This is a genomic window from Salinicola avicenniae (genome assembly GCF_023736115.1).
Taxonomy (GTDB): Bacteria; Pseudomonadota; Gammaproteobacteria; order Pseudomonadales; family Halomonadaceae; genus Salinicola; species Salinicola avicenniae.
Window position 1 is genome coordinate 449,489 of the sequence record NZ_JAKQZC010000005.1, and the last position, 18,784, is coordinate 468,272.

An 18,784-nucleotide genomic window follows, 5' to 3' on the forward strand; every position below is an offset into this window, starting at 1 on the left:
CATGAGCGCCTTCAATGAATCCAACAGCCAAGGCATTCAGGCACTGATCGACAGCCTGCGCGAGCAAGGCGTGGAGGCCGGCCGACAGCAGGCCACCCAGATGGTCGAGGAGGCCCAGCAGCGCGCCGACTGGCTGCTCAGGCAGGCCGAAGAAGAAGCCGCGGCCGTGCGCGCGACGGCCGAGGCCGACGCCGAAACCCTACGACGATCCGGGCATCAGGCGCTACAGCTGGCCTATCGTGATCTCTGCCTGACCGCGCGCGATACCTTTGCCAAGCAGTTCGCGCGAGAGCTGCAGACGCTGGTGCGGCAGACGCTGGACAGCCCGGACCTGCTGGCCCGCCTGATCCTGGAGGCAGCGGGACGCGAGCCGGTGCCGGAGACACTCGAGGGCGTGGCGCTGCTCCCGGAGACGGTGATCGGTCTGGAGGCGCTACGCACCGATGCCAGCGCGCTACACGAAGGCCCGCTACCGGGCCTGCTGGCGGAGGTCGCCGAGCGGATGCTCGAGCGCGGCATCGTGCTGTCCGGCGATGCCAGGCATGACGCCGGCGTGCGCTTCGTGCTGGAAAATGGACAGGTCGAAGTCGACCTGACCGACGGCGCCATCGCCGCCCTGCTGCTGCGCCACCTGCAGCCGCGCTTCAGGGCCCTGCTCGAAGGCGTGGTGAGTTGAGCCGCGCAGCCTCCGCCATCGCACGGCCTGTCATGCCGGCGGATGACGCGTTCAAGGCCTATCGTTACACCATGCTGGTGAGCTCTCTGCCGCACCTGCCGCCGCCCTACACCTATCAGCATCTGCCGATCACGAGAGTCCAGCTGGAGCAGCGCCTGGCGCTGCTGACACGCGAGGACCGGCATCTTGTCGACGTGCTGGAGCGCCTGCTGGTACCGCAGCGGCTGGGGCATTTCGCGGACGACAACACGCTGATCTCGCAGGCCAACGCCCTGCTGACGGCGCTGCCCGCCCAGTGTCAGGCTCATGTCTGGCTGCAGTGGTGGCTCACGTTGAACGGCCTTGGCGCAGCGCTCGCGCTTCGTCAGCGCGGTGGCGATACGCCCGGCGCTTTATCGGCACTGCCGGGCGTGGGCCGGCAGCTCGCACGCGCCTGGTCGCATCCCGATTTTCATCTGGCGCATCGCTACCCCTACCTGGAACGCTTGGCCGAAGCGGTCGCCAGCGGGCGCGCCGACACCATGGAGCGCGGCTTGATCGACATCGCCTGGGCTTATTTCCATCGCGAACGGGCCGTCAATCCCTGTGGTCTGGAAGCGATCATGCTCTATCTCTACCGCTGGTGGTTGCTCTCTCGTGCGGCACCTCGCGACCCCGACATCGCCCGCGAGCGCTTCCTGCGCTGGGTGGACACCCTGCCCGCCCGAGATCCCTTCACTGACCACGAGGCAACGGCACCATGAGCCAGGCCGCATCACCGACAACAACGTCCCCCCAGTCGGCCGACGCCACGGCCCATGTCGTCGCCATCAACGACGACGTGGTGACCATCGCGCTCGACGACGCGACCCGGGGCAGCCTGATCAAGAACGAAGTGGTCTATTTGTGCCCGCCAGCGGATACCGGCACGAGCGCTATCCGACTCAAGGCCGAGGTTCTGCGCGTACGCGGTAGCGAGGCCGATGCTCAGGTCTACGAGGACACCCGGAATCTGGGAGTCGGCGACCCCGTGATCCAGAGCGGGGAACAATTGACGGTGGAGCTCGGCCCCGGTCTGCTCGGCCAGATCTACGACGGTCTGCAGAATCCACTGCCGCGGCTGCTGGCCCAGGGTGGCACATTCCTGCAGCGGGGCACGCAAGCGCGCGCGCTGGATAGCCGTCGGGAGTGGCCGTTCGAGGCAGGCGTGCGCAGCGGGGATCGGCTCGAAGCCGGTGATGTGCTGGGAACGGTACAGGAGGGACGCTTTCGTCACCGTATCTTTGTGCCCTTCGCACTGCGGGGCCCTGTCACCGTCACCTGGATTCAGGCCGGCACCTTCACTATCGATACGGTGATCGCACGTTTGATCGATGAGACAGGCCACGAATATCCCGTCACCATGACCCAGCGCTGGCCGGTTCGCCATCCCCTGAGTCAGACACTCATCCAAAGGGGCCGAGCCGAGCGCCGCTATCCTGAAACGCCGCTGACGACGACGATTCGCCTGATCGACACCTTCTTTCCGATCGCCAAGGGGGGAACTGCCTGCATCCCCGGTCCGTTCGGCGCCGGCAAGACCGTCCTGCAAAACCTGATCTCGCGCTACTCGGACGTTGATATCGTGATTATCGTCGCCTGTGGTGAACGCGCCGGGGAAGTCGTCGAGACAATCAGCGAATTCCCCCAGCTGGCCGATCCGCATACGGGCGGCACGCTGATGGATCGCACCGTCATTGTCTGCAACACCTCATCCATGCCGGTCGCGGCCCGCGAGGCCTCGATCCACACGGGTACGACGCTGGGCGAGTACTACCGGCAGATGGGCTACGACGTGCTACTGATCGCCGACTCGACCTCGCGTTGGGCCCAGGCAATGCGCGAAACCTCCGGCCGCCTGGAGGAGATCCCCGGCGAAGAGGCCTTCCCGGCCTATCTGGAATCCTCGATCCACAAGCTCTATGAGCGTGCCGGCGTGCTGGCGACCACACGAGAGGAGGTCGGCAGTCTCACGCTGATCGGTACGGTCTCGCCGGCGGGGGGGAACTTCGAGGAACCGGTAACCCAAGGCACCCTGGGTACCGTCAAGACCTTTCTCGGGCTGAGCTACGACCGTGCCTATAAGCGCTTCTATCCCGCAGTGGATCCCTTGATCTCCTGGTCACGCTACGGGGACCAGCTCGCCGCCTGGTTTCGAGACACCATGGGCGAACCGTGGCGAGCCAGCATCGAGCGGCTCGTGACTCTGCTGCGGGCAGGCGACGAGATTCAACGCATGATGCAGGTCACGGGCGAGGAAGGCATTGGCGACGGCGACTACCTGACTCAGCAACAGGCGCTGCTGATCGACATGGTCTATCTGCAGCAGGACGCCTTCGACAAAGTGGATGTTTCCACGCCGCTGCCCCGCCAGAAAGCCTCGGTCGAGCTGCTGCTGCGCGTGCTCGATGCTCCGATCATCTTCGAGGACAAGGCCCGGATTCGCGAGACTTTCACGCGGTTGACCGACCTATTTCGCAACCTCAACTACGCCGAGTTCGAGAGCGACAACTACCGCTTGTATCGAGAGGCGATCGAGCGCGTTCTCACGTCAGGTGATGAACCGGCATCAGGCCGTGCCCCGTCAACCGGCACGGCCTAATCCTCCGAGGCGTCGACGCCTCGGAGAGTCTACCTCCCGGATTTACTCCATGACCATGACCATGCGCCCGTCGACCTTGCCTTGCTCGAGATCGCTGAATATCTGGTTGATATCCTCCAGCCGGGCCTTGTGAATATGGGTCTTGACCTTGCCTTCGGCAGCAAACCGCAAGGCTTCCGCCATGTCGTTGCGGGTCCCCACGATAGAGCCGCGCAGGGTGATGCGCTTGAGGACGACATCGAAAATGGGAGTCTCGAAACCGCCGGGCGGCAGCCCATTGAGACTGATCGTACCCTTGCGGCGCACGAAACTCAGCGCCTGGTTGAAGGCCGGTACCGACACCGCCGTCACCAACACGCCGTGGGCGCCACCACCGGTCGCGGCAATTACCTGATCGACGGCATCTTCATCCTTGGCATTGACCGCCACATCCGCCCCTAGCTGGCGGGCCAGCTCGAGTTTCTCCGGCGCGACATCCAGTGCCACCACGTGTAGCCCCATCGCCTTGGCATACTGCACCGCCACATGCCCCAGGCCGCCGATACCGGAGATCGCGACCCACTCCCCCGGCCGCGTATCGGTCTCCTTCAAGCCCTTGTAGGTCGTAATACCTGCACAGAGAATCGGTGCCACGGCAGCAAAATCAACGTCGTCCGGTAGTTTGGCCACGTAATCCGCATGACCGATCGCGTACTCGGCAAAGCTGCCGTTGACGGTGTAGCCGCTCATGTTCTGGCTTTCGCACAGAGTTTCCCAGCCAGTCAGGCAGAACTCGCAGTGACCGCAGGCATCGTGCAGCCAGGCAATACCCACCGCGTCGCCGACCTTGAGGTGCGTCACCCCCTCCCCTAGCGCCACCACCACGCCGGCGCCCTCGTGGCCCGGTACGAAGGGAGGCGTCGGTTTGACCGGCCAGTCGCCGTGCGCCGCGTGCAGATCGGTATGACAGACACCACTGGCCTTGATCTTGACCAGCACTTCCCCGGGACCCGGCTGTGGTACCGGCAACTCCTCGATCTCGAGCGGTTGACCGAATGCACGAACGACCGCCGCTTTCATTGAATCCGACACGTTTCTCTCCTCCAGCAATGAGCTTTCAACTGCCAGGAAATCCACTACGGGCAAGAGGCGCCCGAAAACATGATTGGCGCAACAACCCGACCGATTCAAGCGCATCAATGTCGCAGGTGTCGCGCCATCCTTTAATCACCTACGATTCATTCTCGAAGCGCCGGGGAGTGACAATCGGCCGCGCTTGGAAAACCGCCAATAACAACAATTTAAATGATTGAAAAGTCTTTAAAAACTGAGCCAACTCTGAAAAATAGACAGCAATCTAATAATAATTAACGCGCATGAGATAAAAGAAATCTGCAAAGCTAATCATTAGTCGAGTTTCAGTAACGGCCAGCGGTATTAATGATCTACCAAAAGCGTTGTCGTTGTTCTCCGGGCATTCACCTCTTCGGTCTGCCATCGTCCAATAAAACGCCATGTTGCGAAACAGGAAAAACCTCATGATTACGCAGGGCAAAGAGGTCGACACCGATGGTGCGCCCGGCACCATCTCGCAGCGACGAGACGACGTGACCGCTCGCCAACTCCCCGACCTGACCTCAGGAGTTCGTTTATGACGCTGTCGCCGCGCAGGTGGAAGCTGCTGGCTCTACTCGGGTTAGTCTTGCTGGCTGCCTTGGCCGGGTTGGCCTGGCGCTGGCTCACGCCCGCGGGTTACGGCGAATCGATAGCCGCCGGCAACGGCCGCATCGAGGCGACCGAGATCGACATTGCCACCAAGCTGGCCGGCCGAGTCGACAGCATCCTCGTCAGCGAGGGGGATTTCGTCGAACCCGAACAGATCGTCGCGCGCATGAACGTGGATTCGCTGACGGCGGAGCGGCGTCAGGCCGAAGCGGAGCGACAGCGCGCCCGTCACGCACTACAGACGGCCAGAGCCGGGGTGGCGCAAGCCGACAGCCAGCGCGCGGCGGCCGTGGCTACCGTCGGCCAGCGCGACGCCGAACAGGACGCGGCAAGACGACGCTACGAACGCTCCAGCAGTCTGCTGCAGCGCAACGTGATCTCCCGCCAGCAGGTCGACGATGATCGCGCCAGCATGCTCAGTGCACGCGCCGCGCTGGCCGCCGCCGAGGCGCAGGTTTCGGCCGCCGAGGCCAGCGTCGGCGCCGCCCGTTCGCAGGTAATCGAGGCCGAATCGGCGATTGAAGCCGCTCAGGCCAGCGTCGAGCGGGTGCAGTCGGACATCGACGACAGCACCCTCCGTGCCGACCGTCTTGCCCGTGTCCAGTATCGCATCGTGGAACCCGGCGAGGTGGTGGGAGCGGGCGGCAAGGTTCTCAACCTGGTCGATCTCACCGATGTCTACATGACCTTCTTCCTGCCGACGGAACAGGCCGGCCGGGTCGTCCTCGGTGATGAGGTTCATCTGATCTTGGATGCCGCTCCCGACTACGTGCTGCCCGCTCGGGTCAGCTTCGTCTCCAGCGTCGCGCAGTTTACGCCCAAGACCGTGGAGACCCGCAATGAGCGCGAGAAACTGATGTTTCGGGTGCGCGGCCGCCTGGACGCCGATCTGCTGCACCAGCATATTCAGCAAGTGAAGACCGGCCTGCCGGGCATGGCTTACGTCAAGCTGGACCCGCAGGCCGAGTGGCCCGAATCGCTTCGGGTAAACGTGCGCATCGACGCGACGCCATGATCGACGTCTTCAGCAATGCCCTGAGCAACGCCCTGAGTAACGATAGTCGCGACGACTGTGTCGCGCGGCTGGCTGGCGTCTCGCTGCGCTATGGGCGTCAGGTGGCCCTCGACAACGTCACGCTGACGCTACCCGCACGGCGCATGATCGGCTTGATCGGTCCCGATGGCGTCGGCAAATCCAGCCTGCTGGCCCTGATCGCCGGCGCCCGTCGGCTACAGGAGGGCACGGTCGAGGTGCTTGGCGGGGACATGGCCAAGACTGCCCATCGCCGGCGTATCTGCCCTCGCATCGCGTATATGCCCCAGGGCCTGGGCAAGAATCTCTACGCCACACTCAGCGTTCGGGAGAATCTCGACTTCTTCGGACGGCTGTTCGGCCAGAGCCGGCAAGAGCGCGACCGCCGCATCCACGAGCTAACGCAGAGCACCGGACTGGCACCCTTCGTCGAGCGCCCGGCCGGCAAGCTCTCTGGCGGCATGAAACAGAAGCTGGGGCTCTGCTGTGCACTGATTCACGATCCCGACCTGCTGATCCTGGACGAACCCACCACCGGGGTAGACCCGCTCTCGCGCCGCCAGTTCTGGGAGCTGATCGAACGGATTCGCGGCGCCCGCCCGGGCATGACCGTAGTCGTCGCCACCGCCTACATGGACGAAGCCGAGCGCTTCGACTGGCTGGTAGCCATGGATGACGGACAATGCCTCGATCAGGGCGAACCTTCCGCGCTGCTGGCCCGCACGCACAGCGATTCACTGGAGTCGGCGTTCATCGCCCTGCTGCCGGCAGCCAAACGGCGCGGTCACGAGTCGGTCAAGATACCGCCGCGACTCGGCACCTCCGATACCGCCATCGAAGCGCACGGCCTGACCAAGCGGTTCGGCGATTTCACCGCGGTCGACCAGGTCGATTTCCGCATCGAGCGCGGCGAGATCTTCGGCTTTCTCGGTTCCAACGGCTGCGGCAAGTCGACCACCATGAAGATGCTGACCGGTCTGTTGCCCTTCGATGCCGGCGAAGCCAGGCTATTCGGCCAGCCGGTGGATCCCGGCGACATCGCAACGCGACGTCGGGTCGGCTACATGTCGCAGGCGTTCTCGCTTTACGGCGAGCTAAGCGTACGCCAGAACCTCGAACTCCACGCACGACTCTTCGAGATCCCCGCCGCGCGTCGACACCCGCGCTGTCACGCGCTGCTCGACCAGTTCGATCTCCATCACGTCGCTGACCGACTGCCCGGCGATCTACCCTTGGGTATCCGCCAGCGCCTGTCGCTGGCCGTCGCCGTACTGCACGAACCGGAGATCCTGATTCTCGACGAGCCGACCTCGGGGGTCGATCCGATTGCCCGAGATTATTTCTGGCAACTGCTGATCGAGCTCTCGAGGTCACAGAGCGTCACGATCTTCATCTCGACCCATTTCATGAATGAAGCCCTTCGCTGCGATCGCATCTCGCTGATGCACTCCGGTCGGGTACTCGACAGCGATACGCCAGCAGCGCTCCAGGCCAAACGCGGCTGCGACTCGCTGGAGGAAGCGTTCATTGCCTATCTGCGCGACGCCTTGCCGCCAGATTCGGCGTCATCCGGCGAGCGCACCGCTGCGGTGTCGGCCAGCCTGTTGTCCTCAATCGATGCACAGCCTGCCACGAACGGAGCCGATCTCCCGCGTCCGGTACGCTTCAGCCTGCGCCGACTGTTCGGCTACGCCGGACGCGAGAGCAAGGAACTTCAGCGTGATCCGGTGCGCGGCGCCATGGCACTAGTCGGCACGCTGCTGCTGATGTTCATCATGGGTTACGGCATCACCATGGATGTCGAGAACCTTCGCTACGCGGTGCTCGACCGCGATCAAACGACGACCAGCGAGGCCTACACGCTCAACCTGACGGGCTCGCGATACTTCGACGAACAGCCGGCGCTGAGCGACTACGATGACCTCGAACGCCGATTGCAGCGCGGCGATATCAGCCTCGCGGTGGAGATACCACCGAACTTCGGGCGCGACCTGAAGCGCGGCGACACGCCAGAAGTCGCTTTCTGGATCGATGGTGCCATGCCAAGCCGAGCCCAGACGATCCAAGGCTACGTGCAGGGCATTCACGACACCTACCTGGAGCAACGGGATCGCATGACTTCAACGTCGCCAGCCGTCTTCGACGTTGCTCTGCGCTATCGCTACAACCCGGACGTGCAGAGCCTGCCCGCCATGGTGCCGGCCATCATCCCGCTACTGCTGATGATGATCCCGGCCATGCTGACTGCCCTCGGCGTGGTGCGAGAGAAGGAGCTGGGATCGATTACCAACTTTCATGTCACGCCTGTGTCGCGGCTGGAATTCCTGATCGGCAAGCAGTTGCCTTATATCGCCCTGGGACTCGGCAACTTCCTGCTGTTGGTGGCACTGTCGGTATTCGTTTTCGAGGTACCGCTGAAAGGCAGCCTCGCGGCGCTGACGTTGGCGGCACTGCTCTATATCCTCTGTGCCACCGGTCTGGGCTTTCTGATCTCGGCGCTGTTTCGCAGCCAGATCGCGGCGATCTTCGGCACGGCGATCGTCACGCTCATTCCTGCCATCCAGTTCTCCGGCATGAACTATCCCGTCTCGGCCATGGAAGGCGGCGCCGCGCTTTTCGGCCAGCTCTATCCGACCGCCCATTTCCTCACCATCAGCCGCGGTATCTTCTCCAAGGCCCTGGGTATCGTCGATCTCTGGCCCGACTATGTTGCCCTGCTGGTCGCGATCCCGCTGCTTGCACTGTTCAGCTTTCCCGGCCTGAAGAAACAGGAGGCGTGACATGCACACGCTCGCCAACATCTTCCATCTGGGCATCAAGGAGCTGCGCGCGCTCAAGCGCGATACCGCCCTGCTCGTGCTGATCGCCTATGCGTTCAGTCTTAGTGTCTATTCGAGTGCCAACAGCATGCCGGAGATTCCGCATCGGGCCACCATGGCCGTCGTCGACGAGGATCAGTCGCCCCTGTCGCGACAGATTCTGGACGCCTTTCAACCGCCCTACTTTCTGCCACCGGTCCCGGCCGACCGGGCAGAAATGGACAGCGGCATGGATCGTGGTCGCTACACCTTCACCCTGGATATCCCGCCGACATTCCAGCGCGATCTGCTGCGCGGCAGCGCGACCGCGATTCAGCTCAACGTCGATGCCACTCAGGTCAGCCAGGCCTTTAGCGGTGCCGGCTACATCCAGCAGATTCTGACAACGGAGGTCTCGCGCTTTCTCGACACCACAGGTGGAAGGGAGCCCGAGGCGGCCCGCGCCGTCATCCGCGCGCGCTATAACCCCAATCTGACTCAGTCCTGGTTCGGCGCCATCAATGCCATCATCAACCAGATCACGATGCTGTCGATTATCCTCACCGGCGCCGCGCTGATCCGCGAGCGCGAACACGGCACGATCGAACACCTGCTGGTGATGCCGGTGACACCGTTCCAGATCATGGCAGCGAAGGTCTGGTCGATGGGCCTCGTGGTGCTGATCGCGGCCGTGCTGTCGCTGGAGTTTATCGTCGGTGGATGGATGGCCATTCCCATTCGTGGCTCGTTGAGCCTGTTCGTGGCTGGTGCCGCACTTCACCTGTTCGCGACGACGTCGATGGGCATCTTCTTCGGCACCGTCGCGCGTTCCATGCCCCAGCTCGGGCTACTGATCATCCTCACGCTGATTCCGCTGCAGGTCCTCTCCGGCGGCATGACGCCCCGCGAGAGCATGCCCGAAGCGATCCAGCAGATCATGCTGCTGGCACCGACCACGCACTTCGTCGAGTTCGGGCAGCTGCTGCTGTTTCGCGGCGCGGGGCTATCCGTTGTCTGGCCACAACTGCTGGCGCTGGGCACGATCGGCAGCGTCTTTTTCACCTTCGCGCTCTTCCGGCTCCGACAGTCGATGGTCTAGGCGCGCTCGGTGCATGGCATCGTACTTGCCCTATCGCAACTCGCCAGCCCTGATGTTAGGCATGCTCTCTCCCATCGCACTGTTCCATTCGACGCGGGTATTGGCGCCTGTTCTGTCGCCCACGGAGAAAAGCGGTGGCCCGGGAGACGATAGAAACCATTGCGCAGGAGGGACTAGACGACCGGTCTATTGGTGTCTATCATAAGATGAATGAATACTTCACACCCTCCTAAAACCACAGATGTTCGAGAGAGCATTCTTGCCGAAGGCCAGCGAATCGTTGCCGGCAAGGGCTTCTCAGCAGTGGGCATCAACGAGGTCCTAGCCGCCGCTGGTGTGCCGAAGGGATCGTTCTACCATTATTTCGGTTCCAAGGACGCCTTCGGCGAAGCGCTACTGGATCAGTACTTTGTGGAGTATCTGGCCGACATCGACACCATTCTGCGTACACCGGGTATGGATATGGCCCAGCGCCTGATGCGCTACTGGCAGTCTTGGCAGGACAACCAGTCGTTCCAAGACTGCCAAGGCAAGTGCTTGGCGGTGAAGCTCGGAGCCGAGGTGGCCGATTTGTCTGAGGCCATGCGCCTGGCGCTCAAACGCGGCACGGCAGCGATCATCGAGAAGCTATCACGCGCAATCGAGGCCGGCTCAAAGGAAGGTTCGCTGTCGATCGACGGCACGCCCCGTGATGCCGCAGAAAGCCTGTACCAATTGTGGCTGGGAGCCAGCGTGATGGTGAAGATCGTGCGCGATGTCGGCCCATTCGAGACAGCCCTAAAGCGCACGTACCAGACGCTACACCTGTCGTCGTGACGGCAGAGGCATTCCCGCACGCCCGCTGGGCGTGCGAATTCTACGGTCAAATTATAGACGACCGGTCTAATCGCAATACGGAGACGTAAACATGAAGGTTCTCATCGTTCTGACTTCGCACGATCAACTTGGCAACACCGGCCACAAGACCGGCTTCTGGCTGGAAGAGCTGGCTGCGCCCTATTACGTGTTCAAGGATGCTGGCACCGAAATCGTGCTGGCTTCTCCCAAAGGGGGGCAGCCGCCGCTCGATCCCAAGAGCAACGAGCCGGGCTTCCAGACCGACGACACCCGTCGTTTTGAAGCCGATCCGCAGGCCCAGGCGCAACTGGCATCCACTGTGCGTCTGGACAGCGTGGACCAGGCCAATTTCGACACGGTGTTCTACCCCGGTGGCCATGGCCCGATGTGGGATCTGGCTGAGGACCGCGACTCGATCGCTCTGATCGAAGCCTTCCAGGCCGCCGGCAAGCCGATCGCACTGGTATGCCATGCACCGGGAGTTCTGCGCCATGCGAAGACGCCCGAAGGCCATCCGCTGGTGGAAGGCAAGCAGGTCACCGGTTTCACCAACACCGAAGAAGACGCCGTGCAACTGACCGACGTGGTGCCGTTCCTAGTCGAAGACGAACTTAAAGCCAAGGGTGGCGAGTTCACAAGCGGCGCGGACTGGGGGCCCTACGTGGTGGAGGATGGTCTGCTGATTACCGGCCAAAACCCGGCTTCTTCGGCACCGGCTGCAGAATTGCTGATCAAGCGGTTGGGCAGCGCCAGCTGAACGGCACACCGAACTCCTCAAGCCGACCATCGGTCGGCTATACCGGGATACGGTATCCGGTGCGATTTCGACCCGCTGACCCTGCTCGAAAATTGGCAGAACAGTGGCGACGCCCCCGAAAGCATGCCCGCCTCGGCGCCTTCGATGCCGGGGCACGAGATGCCGATCTGCACCTATCCTGCCTATGCCGAATACACCGGCGGCGATGAAACCCGCGCGGAGAACTTCCGCTGCACACAACCTTGATGTTGCTCAGGCCGCCGATTCAAGCAATCGGCGGCCCCTGCCTCTCGCGGCTCGACGGGGCGAAGATGGACCTCGATAACGCCCCGGCGGCATCCTTGGCGCCATGGCAACCGGGGTAGTGGAAAACCTGGACTCGGCCGATGCCTCACGCAATCGGACACGGACAAACACCTCACGACCTGACCGCGCTCACTCCCGTGGTCCGCGATGTTTCAATAGAGGGCATGTCTCGCAATATCGTCCGGGATATTTCGTCTTGTAGTAAAGACAACACGTCCGCCGATAACGGATGCTGCTACCGTCTGGCAGGGCCGTCCGATCGAACAGAAAACGCCCCAACGGATTGAAATCGAGACCAAACAGGTCGGGCTCGGCCGCAAGCAGCCAACGGAAGTCTTCATCGCATTGGCGTATCACCCCTGGATCGTCAAGCGCTGACAGGCGTCGCTCGTAGAGCGAGTAGACGCGCACGGCGAGGTTTTCCCACAGAATTCTGGGGGCGACACCGCCTTCCGACTGCAGAACGCCCCAGAGCGGCGAGATCAACTCGGCAAACAGCTGGCGGATCGACTCGCGTCGCGCCTCTCTACGCACCGATGGCGACATAGGCGTGCCGGCCAAGGAATGAAGCGGCAGCGACGAACGCCACGATTCGCCGTCGTGAGTGAATTCGATCAGGCAGTTCACCGGCGAGACATCAAGCCTTCGGTCACAGACCGACAGCGCGTACAGCGGAGCACCGGTCAGCAAAAAAGCCAGCCGCTTCGACAGCAGCGAAGCGGTGGTGCGACGGTCGCTGGCGCCAATGGTCGGACCGAGCTCGTCCAGCAGTTCGCGACAGCGCGAAGCCTTCAGGAACTCGGCCACCGTCAGAGCCGCGGGATCAGCAGCCTCGGCGGACTTCAATCTCAGATTCTGGCTCAGGTAGCGCCAGTGTGTCGCCGGAAAGCCAGTCGAGACGGTTCGCGTGCCCGGCATTATTCCGGCGCCTCCCGGCCAAAGGGGATACAGAGCGGCACCTGAAAAAAGGGGTCCTCGATCACTCGACACTCGAGCTGAAAGACAGCCTTGACCTGCTCGCGGGTAATCACCTCGTGTGGCGTCCCCTGCGCATGCAGGCTGCCGTTTCGAACGGCCACGATGTGGTCCGCGTAGCGACAGGCCAGGTTGAGGTCATGCAGAACCATGATGATGGTCCTGCCGGACTCCACGTTGAGTCGCTTGAGCAGGTCCAGTACCTCCATCTGATGCGCCATATCGAGAAACGACGTGGGCTCGTCGAGCAGCATCAACGGCGTATCCTGCGCCACGGCCATGGCGATCCACGCGCGTTGGCGTTGCCCCCCGGACAGCGTTTCGACACGGCGCTCGGCCATGTCGGTCAGGTCGGTAAGCGCTAGCGCGTGCTCGACCACCGCCTCGTCTCTCTCGGACCACTGGGAAAGCCAACTTTGATGCGGATGCCGGCCCAGGCGAACGAGCCCCCGCACGCTGATCCCCTCCGGCGCCACCGGGTGCTGCGGTAGCAACGACAGCGTCCTGGCCACGTGCCGGGTGGGTTGCCGGTCGATGTCCTTGCCATCCAGGAGGACACGTCCCTGCCAAGGTGCCAACAGCCGAGCCATCGCTTTCAGGAGCGTGCTCTTGCCACACCCATTGCTGCCCACCAGTACTGACATTTTTCCCTCAGGCAACGAGAGCGACAGCTCGCGGAGGATGATCTGGCGCTGATATCCCAGCGTCAGTCGATCAGCGGAAATTCTCGCCATGCGCTAGCTCGCCTGTCGGATAAGAAGAGTCAGAAAGAAAGGCGCACCCACCGCCGCCACGAAGATACCCGCCGGCAGATCCAGCGGCGAGAACAGGGTTCGACCGGCCAGGTCTGCCATCATGACCATGATGGCGCCAACCAGAACCGCCATGACCGGCTGAGCAGCCCCCGGATCGCGAATCAGACGCCGCGCCAGGTGCGGTGCCACGAGGCCGACAAATGCCATGGCGCCTCCCCACGCCACCGCGATACCGGCAAGCCCCGCGGCCAACAGCGTCAACAACGCTCTCGTTAACTGGACACGCACGCCAATGCCGGTGGCAAGCGCGTCATCCAACGGTGCCAACAACGCGAAACGTAGCAGCGGTACGATGGCGATGCCGCCGAGGAAACAGCAGAGCGCCATCCGCGAGACATCGGACCAGTTGCCACCATAGACACTACCGGTCAGCCAGACATAGGCCGATAGTGTCGTCGAGAGCGGACTGGAGGCGAGAACAAAAGTGGTGATAGCCGCCATCAGAACCGACAGCCCGATTCCGGTCAATATCAGCCGCACCGGCGTCGCCCCCTGCTGCCAGGCCATCAAGTAGACGATAGCCACCGCGACGATGGCGCCTGAGGCAGCAGCCAGGGGCACGCCCCCGGTGCCGAAATCTGCGGCCAGGAACGCAAAATAACTCACCGCCGCGGCACTGGCGCCACTGGTCACCCCCAGCGTATCGGGCGACGCCAGAGCATTGCGCATGATCTGCTGCAACAGCCAGCCGGAGAGTGCCAAAGCCCCTCCTACCAAGGCTCCCAGCAGCGTCCGGGGCAACCGGAGCTGCCACACGATCAGGCCGAGATCACTCGTCGGGGCAATCAGCGCCGCTGTCAGCTTGCCGGGCGACAACGGCACGCTTCCCCAGCCGAGACAGATCATCAGGACGAGAGCCGCGACCATCCAAGCGAGGATCACCCACCACCAGGAGCGCCAGACGATGGCCCGAGACCACCCGATCAACCGTATCGCTCGCCATTCACCCACCGCGACTTCCTTCTCGCCGAATCAATCCTATGAAGAACGGCACGCCGATCAGCGCCGTCATGACGCCGATAGGCACTTCCCGAGGGGCGATCAATGTTCGCGCAGCCACATCGGCCAGGATCAGCAGTGTCGCACCGATCAGCCCGGCCATCGGCAACCAGCGTCGGTGGTCGGCGCCTGCCAGGCGACGGGCCAGATGGGGCACGATCAGCCCCACGAAAGCGATATTGCCCGCCATCGCGACCGCGGCCCCTGCCAGCGACACGACCAACAGGATCGACACCCCCTGCAGCCGTCTGATCGCGACACCGGCACCCACCGCCACCGCCTCGCCCGCTGCGAGTACGTTCCATTGCCGCAGACAAGGCCCGCACCCCAGTACCGCGGCCACGATCAGCAGCATCAATGGCCAGGTCTGCGCCAGCGGTCTGGCGCTTACCGACCCCGCAAGCCAGAAAAGCACAGAGTCGAGCCCTTGCTGATCGATCACCAACAGCGCCTGGCTGAACGCATTAAACAGTGCCGTTAGCGCTGCCCCGGCCAGGATCAAACGCAGGGGACCAGCCTCATCCCGCCGACGCATGGCAATCCCCCACACGACAGCTGCCGCGACAGCCGCACCACCGATGGCGCCGAAGCTGCCGACCCAGCCCGGCAAGCTGCCGGCTAGCGTCGTCAGCGACACCACCACGAACAATCCGCCCGCGTTGATGCCCAGCAAGCCTGGAGATGCCAGCGAATTGCGCGTCAGAGTCTGCATGATGCCCCCTGCCACACCCAGGCTGGCGCCGACAGCCATTGCCGTCAGCGCTCGTGGCAGACGCGTGGTCCGAATCAGCAACTCATTGATGTCACCCGGTGACGACGACCAGAGCGCATGCCAGACCGTAAGCGGGCCAGACCATTGAGGGCCCGCCATCAGGCTGATCCCGAACGCGACCAGCAGTCCGAACAACCAGACAAGTACCGGCCAGAATCGATAGGGTGTCATCTCGGCTCAGCAACCTCGTCCAGCCAGGTATCGATCGCTTCGAGCATATCGAAAACGCCGAGCATGCCACCGGAGAGGCTCCAAGCCACCGGGTCCACGGTTCGCACCGCTCCATGACGCACTGCCGTCAGCTGCTGCCATAAGGGGTGCGTGCGCAATCGCCGATAATGATCTCGTGCCACCTGACTGCGTTGGCGCAGTACGAATAGCACGTCCGCGTCGATCACCGGCACGCTCTCGACGCCACCCAGTTGCAGCATGGCCCCATTCGCTTCACGGGATTGTCGATTCCAGACGAAGCCGAGCGACGCCAGCACGGAACCGCCGAAACTCGGCGCCAGGTAGCTACGAATCTCGTCGGCACGGACGTCTACCAGCGACACCGTCAGCGGCCACCGGTTACCGAACTGTCGGCGCAGACGCAGGCGAAGTGCGCTCGTGCGTGCAGTCAGCGCCCAATGCAGTCGGGCCGCGTGAGCCTCGCGCCCCAAGGCGCCGGCCATGACGTCCAGGGTTTGTCGATAGCGATAGATATCGTCGAGCATCAGCACCGGCGCGAGCGCAGACAGCAGTGGCTGAATACGCTGGTGACGAAACCGCGACGCGACGATCAGGTCCGGCTTGAGCAAGGCGATCGTCTCGAGGTCTGGTTGCGTTTCCAGTCCCACCAGCGTGACGTCGGCAAGCGCGCTCCGCAGATAGGGATAGATCGGCTTGTCCTGCCATGACTCCACACAACCGATTGGCACGACGCCGAGCGCGACCGCCGTATCGGTAGCGCCCTGGAAGAGGGTGACGACTCTCCCTGGCGAATTGACCTGCCGCCGCGTATCGGCCCAGCCCAACGCGGGCAGCAGACTCAGCGACAGCAACAAACCCGCCATCGTGCGCCGTGACAGGCCATGAGGATCGGCGGCAGTGCGCCTCGTAGTCAGTCGCTGCACGCCTCAGAAATCCAGGCTGTAGCCGAGCGTCAACGTCCGCCCACGCCCGGCGAAGTATCGCTCGTTCATGTACGTGGCGTTCGGGCTATCCAGCGCGCTTTGGGAATAATAGGTGATGTACTGTTTGTCGAAGAGATTGGCCACGGCCACGCTAAGTTCACCTATCGGCAACTGATAGCCGACGGCCGCATCAACCAGCGTATATCCCTCGAAGTCGGTCTCCCAGCCGTTCGCACTGTCGTCGAAACCCTTGTCGAAGGCATGATTGACCTGCACGAAAGACGACCAGCTCGGCGACCATTGCGCGCTCCAGCTCGCGACAAGGCGGTCCGGGGCGACGTTGAGGCCATTGAGCCTGGCATCCAGCGTACCGTTGTTGTCGCTGTCGTAACGTCCCCGCATGTGCGAGTAGGCAAGGCGTCCGGCGTGGCGTTCGGTGAAGTCGTAGCTGGCCGACGCCTCGATACCCTCGATCTCGGTTTCTTCACGCTGCATGACGAACGCATCGTCGCGGGTGGTCAGGCGCGTACCGAAATCGGAAGACGATACGTAGTAGCTCAGCTCGGCATTCAGACGACCATTTTCATAGCGTACGCCGGTCTCGATATTGTCGGTCACGATGGGGCGAAGATTTTCAAAGTTATCGACGGATTGGCCCGATTCATCGATGCCTCTCAGTACGCGCCCCACATCCGGAATCGAGAACCCTTCGGAATAATTGGCGAACAGGCTCCAGTTGGTCACCGGCCGCCAGACCAGCCCGGCATTGTAGAGCGTCTCGTTGAAATCGGGAGAGCCTCCCTCCACGTCGACGCCATTGTTGGCGGCCACCGTCTGGTAGCCATCGATATCGAGCTTGGCATACTCGTAGCGTGCCCCGGCCGAGAATGTCAGCGACTCGACGGGCGTAAAATCCACCTGCAGGTAAGGTGAAAGGTCGAGATATTCGACCTTCGGCACGTAAGTGCGGTTGGTGCGCCACAGATACTGCTCGGTGTCGTCACGCATGACATCGAAGCCGAAGGTCAGCTTGAGGCGGTCATTCCATAGACCATCCTTGGTCAGTGACGTCTTGACGCCGTACTTTCGGGTCTCCGCCATTGTCTGATCGTAGAGTTCGCCGTCGGGTGCGATCTCGGGATCCTGAAAAGTCCCTGAATTGGTAGCGCCGAACAACGACTCGTAATCCTGGTAGAACCCGAGGACATTGAGGTGCATACCGGCAAGATCGTAGTCATCCCAGGTGACCCCGGTCGTCCAGACCTCATTGTAGGGTGCGGCCCCCTCAGGATCGCGTCGCTCAGAACGAGTAGGAACGCCTGCGGCGCGGTCACCCAGCACATCGGCATAATGGTCCTGCCCTTTCAGCCGGTAGTGATTGAGGCTGAACTGCAGCCGCCGATCGTCGTCCAGCCAGTAGGTGACCTTGCCGAAAACGTCGTACGCCCGGGAATCCATTAGATCGCCTTGGGTATTGTCGACCCCCACGGGATCGTCATCGCCATCGAGGAACAATCCCTGGTCCTCGTAGCTCAGCGAAAAGAGATAGTCGACCTGGCCCTGATTTCCACTAACGCCGTAATTGGCGCGATAGCTAAGCGTCTCGTCGTCCAGCTCGGATGTCGGCGTAGTGATCTGGGCATCGACATGCTGATTGAATGATCCTGGATCAGGCCGTTTGGTAATCAGGTTGATGACGCCACCGGCTGCGCCAAGGCCATTGGTGGCGTTGGCCCCTTTGATCACCTCGATATGGTCGATCATCGAAAAGTCGATGGTGTGTAGTTCACGCCCCGTCGGGCGCAGCGGGTTGGATTGAGGAATACCGTCGATCATGACCAGCGGTGCCCGGCCGCGCAGAGTTTCGCCGCTACCGCTCATTTTCTGTCGTGACGGTGAATAGCTGGGCAACAGGTTGCTCAGTATCTCGGAAGAATCAGACGTGATATGCCGCTGCTGGTCGAGCTCTTCCCGCGTGATGACGCGAACCACCTGGGGCGTCCCTTGTGGTTCCGCTCCCGTTCTCGTGGCAGTGATGACCATCGGCTCGGCGACGCTACTTTCCTGCGCCTGAGCCAGCCCCCCTTGCATGGCCAGACCTACCCCTATCAGGACCCCCACTTCATTTGCCTTGCGCATGCCCCGCCTCGCTAACGTCATTTTTTTAATAGCAGCACGCCGGAATCGATCCGGTCGAACAGGCGGGGATTCTTGCAAATAAAAATCAAAAACGCTAGCAAATGTGAATTATTATCATATAAAGAGCGGTTTGGCCGGA

Annotated in this window: 15 protein-coding genes; 8 read left to right on the plus strand and 7 right to left on the minus strand. The window is 62.5% G+C overall.

What is annotated here, in order from left to right:
* Window position 1 precedes the first annotated feature (1 nt).
* The 3 genes from MC381_RS14115 to MC381_RS14125 are packed head-to-tail and all read left to right on the plus strand — an operon-like array spanning window position 2 to window position 3,296.
* Window positions 2–676, plus strand: a complete 675-nt coding sequence (locus MC381_RS14115; RefSeq protein ID WP_251978385.1) for an ATPase — start codon at window positions 2–4, stop codon at window positions 674–676.
* Window positions 673–1,419 carry a hypothetical protein gene (locus MC381_RS14120; protein ID WP_251978386.1) on the plus strand — a complete coding sequence of 249 codons (747 nt, stop codon included), beginning with the start codon at window positions 673–675 and terminating at the stop codon, window positions 1,417–1,419. Before MC381_RS14115 ends, MC381_RS14120 begins: the two co-directional genes overlap by 4 nt.
* Window positions 1,416–3,296, plus strand: coding sequence for a V-type ATP synthase subunit A (locus MC381_RS14125; protein ID WP_251978387.1), 1,881 nt, complete (start codon window positions 1,416–1,418; stop codon window positions 3,294–3,296). The genes MC381_RS14120 and MC381_RS14125 overlap by 4 nt, the downstream gene beginning before the upstream one ends.
* A 42-nt stretch (window positions 3,297–3,338) precedes the next feature.
* Here MC381_RS14125 and adhP read toward each other — a convergent pair whose 3' ends face one another.
* Entirely contained in the window at window positions 3,339–4,367 is a 1,029-nt protein-coding gene (gene adhP, locus MC381_RS14130; protein ID WP_251978388.1) for an alcohol dehydrogenase AdhP, read from the minus strand.
* A gap of 559 nt (window positions 4,368–4,926) precedes the next feature.
* On the opposite strand from adhP, the gene MC381_RS14135 reads away from it, so the two are divergent.
* The 5 genes from MC381_RS14135 to MC381_RS14155 all read left to right on the plus strand — a co-directional run bounded on the left by MC381_RS14135 (window position 4,927) and on the right by MC381_RS14155 (window position 11,524).
* Entirely contained in the window at window positions 4,927–6,015 is a 1,089-nt protein-coding gene (locus MC381_RS14135) for an HlyD family secretion protein (RefSeq protein ID WP_251978389.1), read from the plus strand.
* Entirely contained in the window at window positions 6,012–8,813 is a 2,802-nt protein-coding gene (gene rbbA / locus MC381_RS14140; RefSeq protein ID WP_251978390.1) for a ribosome-associated ATPase/putative transporter RbbA, read from the plus strand. Before MC381_RS14135 ends, rbbA begins: the two co-directional genes overlap by 4 nt.
* 1 nt (window position 8,814) lies before the next feature.
* Window positions 8,815–9,930 carry an ABC transporter permease gene (locus MC381_RS14145; protein WP_251978391.1) on the plus strand — a complete coding sequence of 372 codons (1,116 nt, stop codon included), beginning with the start codon at window positions 8,815–8,817 and terminating at the stop codon, window positions 9,928–9,930.
* 210 nt (window positions 9,931–10,140) lie between these two features.
* A complete protein-coding gene (locus MC381_RS14150) occupies window positions 10,141–10,746 on the plus strand; it encodes a TetR/AcrR family transcriptional regulator (RefSeq protein WP_251978392.1) in 606 nt (201 codons plus the stop codon).
* 91 nt (window positions 10,747–10,837) lie between these two features.
* Window positions 10,838–11,524, plus strand: a complete 687-nt coding sequence (locus MC381_RS14155) for a type 1 glutamine amidotransferase domain-containing protein (RefSeq protein WP_251978393.1) — start codon at window positions 10,838–10,840, stop codon at window positions 11,522–11,524.
* Between the two features lie 435 nt (window positions 11,525–11,959).
* Here MC381_RS14155 and MC381_RS14160 read toward each other — a convergent pair whose 3' ends face one another.
* The 6 genes from MC381_RS14160 to MC381_RS14185 form a co-directional block, all read right to left on the minus strand.
* Window positions 11,960–12,676, minus strand: a complete 717-nt coding sequence (locus MC381_RS14160; RefSeq protein ID WP_251978394.1) for an IucA/IucC family C-terminal-domain containing protein — start codon at window positions 12,674–12,676, stop codon at window positions 11,960–11,962.
* Window positions 12,677–12,747: 71 nt separating this feature from the next.
* Window positions 12,748–13,539 carry an ABC transporter ATP-binding protein gene (locus tag MC381_RS14165; protein WP_251978395.1) on the minus strand — a complete coding sequence of 264 codons (792 nt, stop codon included), beginning with the start codon at window positions 13,537–13,539 and terminating at the stop codon, window positions 12,748–12,750.
* Between the two features lie 3 nt (window positions 13,540–13,542).
* Complete coding sequence (locus MC381_RS14170; RefSeq protein WP_251978396.1) at window positions 13,543–14,571, minus strand: FecCD family ABC transporter permease; 1,029 nt, start codon at window positions 14,569–14,571, stop codon at window positions 13,543–13,545.
* Entirely contained in the window at window positions 14,564–15,562 is a 999-nt protein-coding gene (locus MC381_RS14175) for a FecCD family ABC transporter permease (RefSeq protein WP_251978397.1), read from the minus strand. Before MC381_RS14175 ends, MC381_RS14170 begins: the two co-directional genes overlap by 8 nt.
* Window positions 15,559–16,506 (minus strand): ABC transporter substrate-binding protein, encoded by a 948-nt coding sequence (locus MC381_RS14180; protein ID WP_251978398.1) that lies wholly within the window; start codon window positions 16,504–16,506, stop codon window positions 15,559–15,561. The genes MC381_RS14175 and MC381_RS14180 overlap by 4 nt, the downstream gene beginning before the upstream one ends.
* 3 nt (window positions 16,507–16,509) lie before the next feature.
* Complete coding sequence (locus MC381_RS14185; RefSeq protein ID WP_251978399.1) at window positions 16,510–18,645, minus strand: TonB-dependent receptor; 2,136 nt, start codon at window positions 18,643–18,645, stop codon at window positions 16,510–16,512.
* Window positions 18,646–18,784 lie beyond the last annotated feature (139 nt).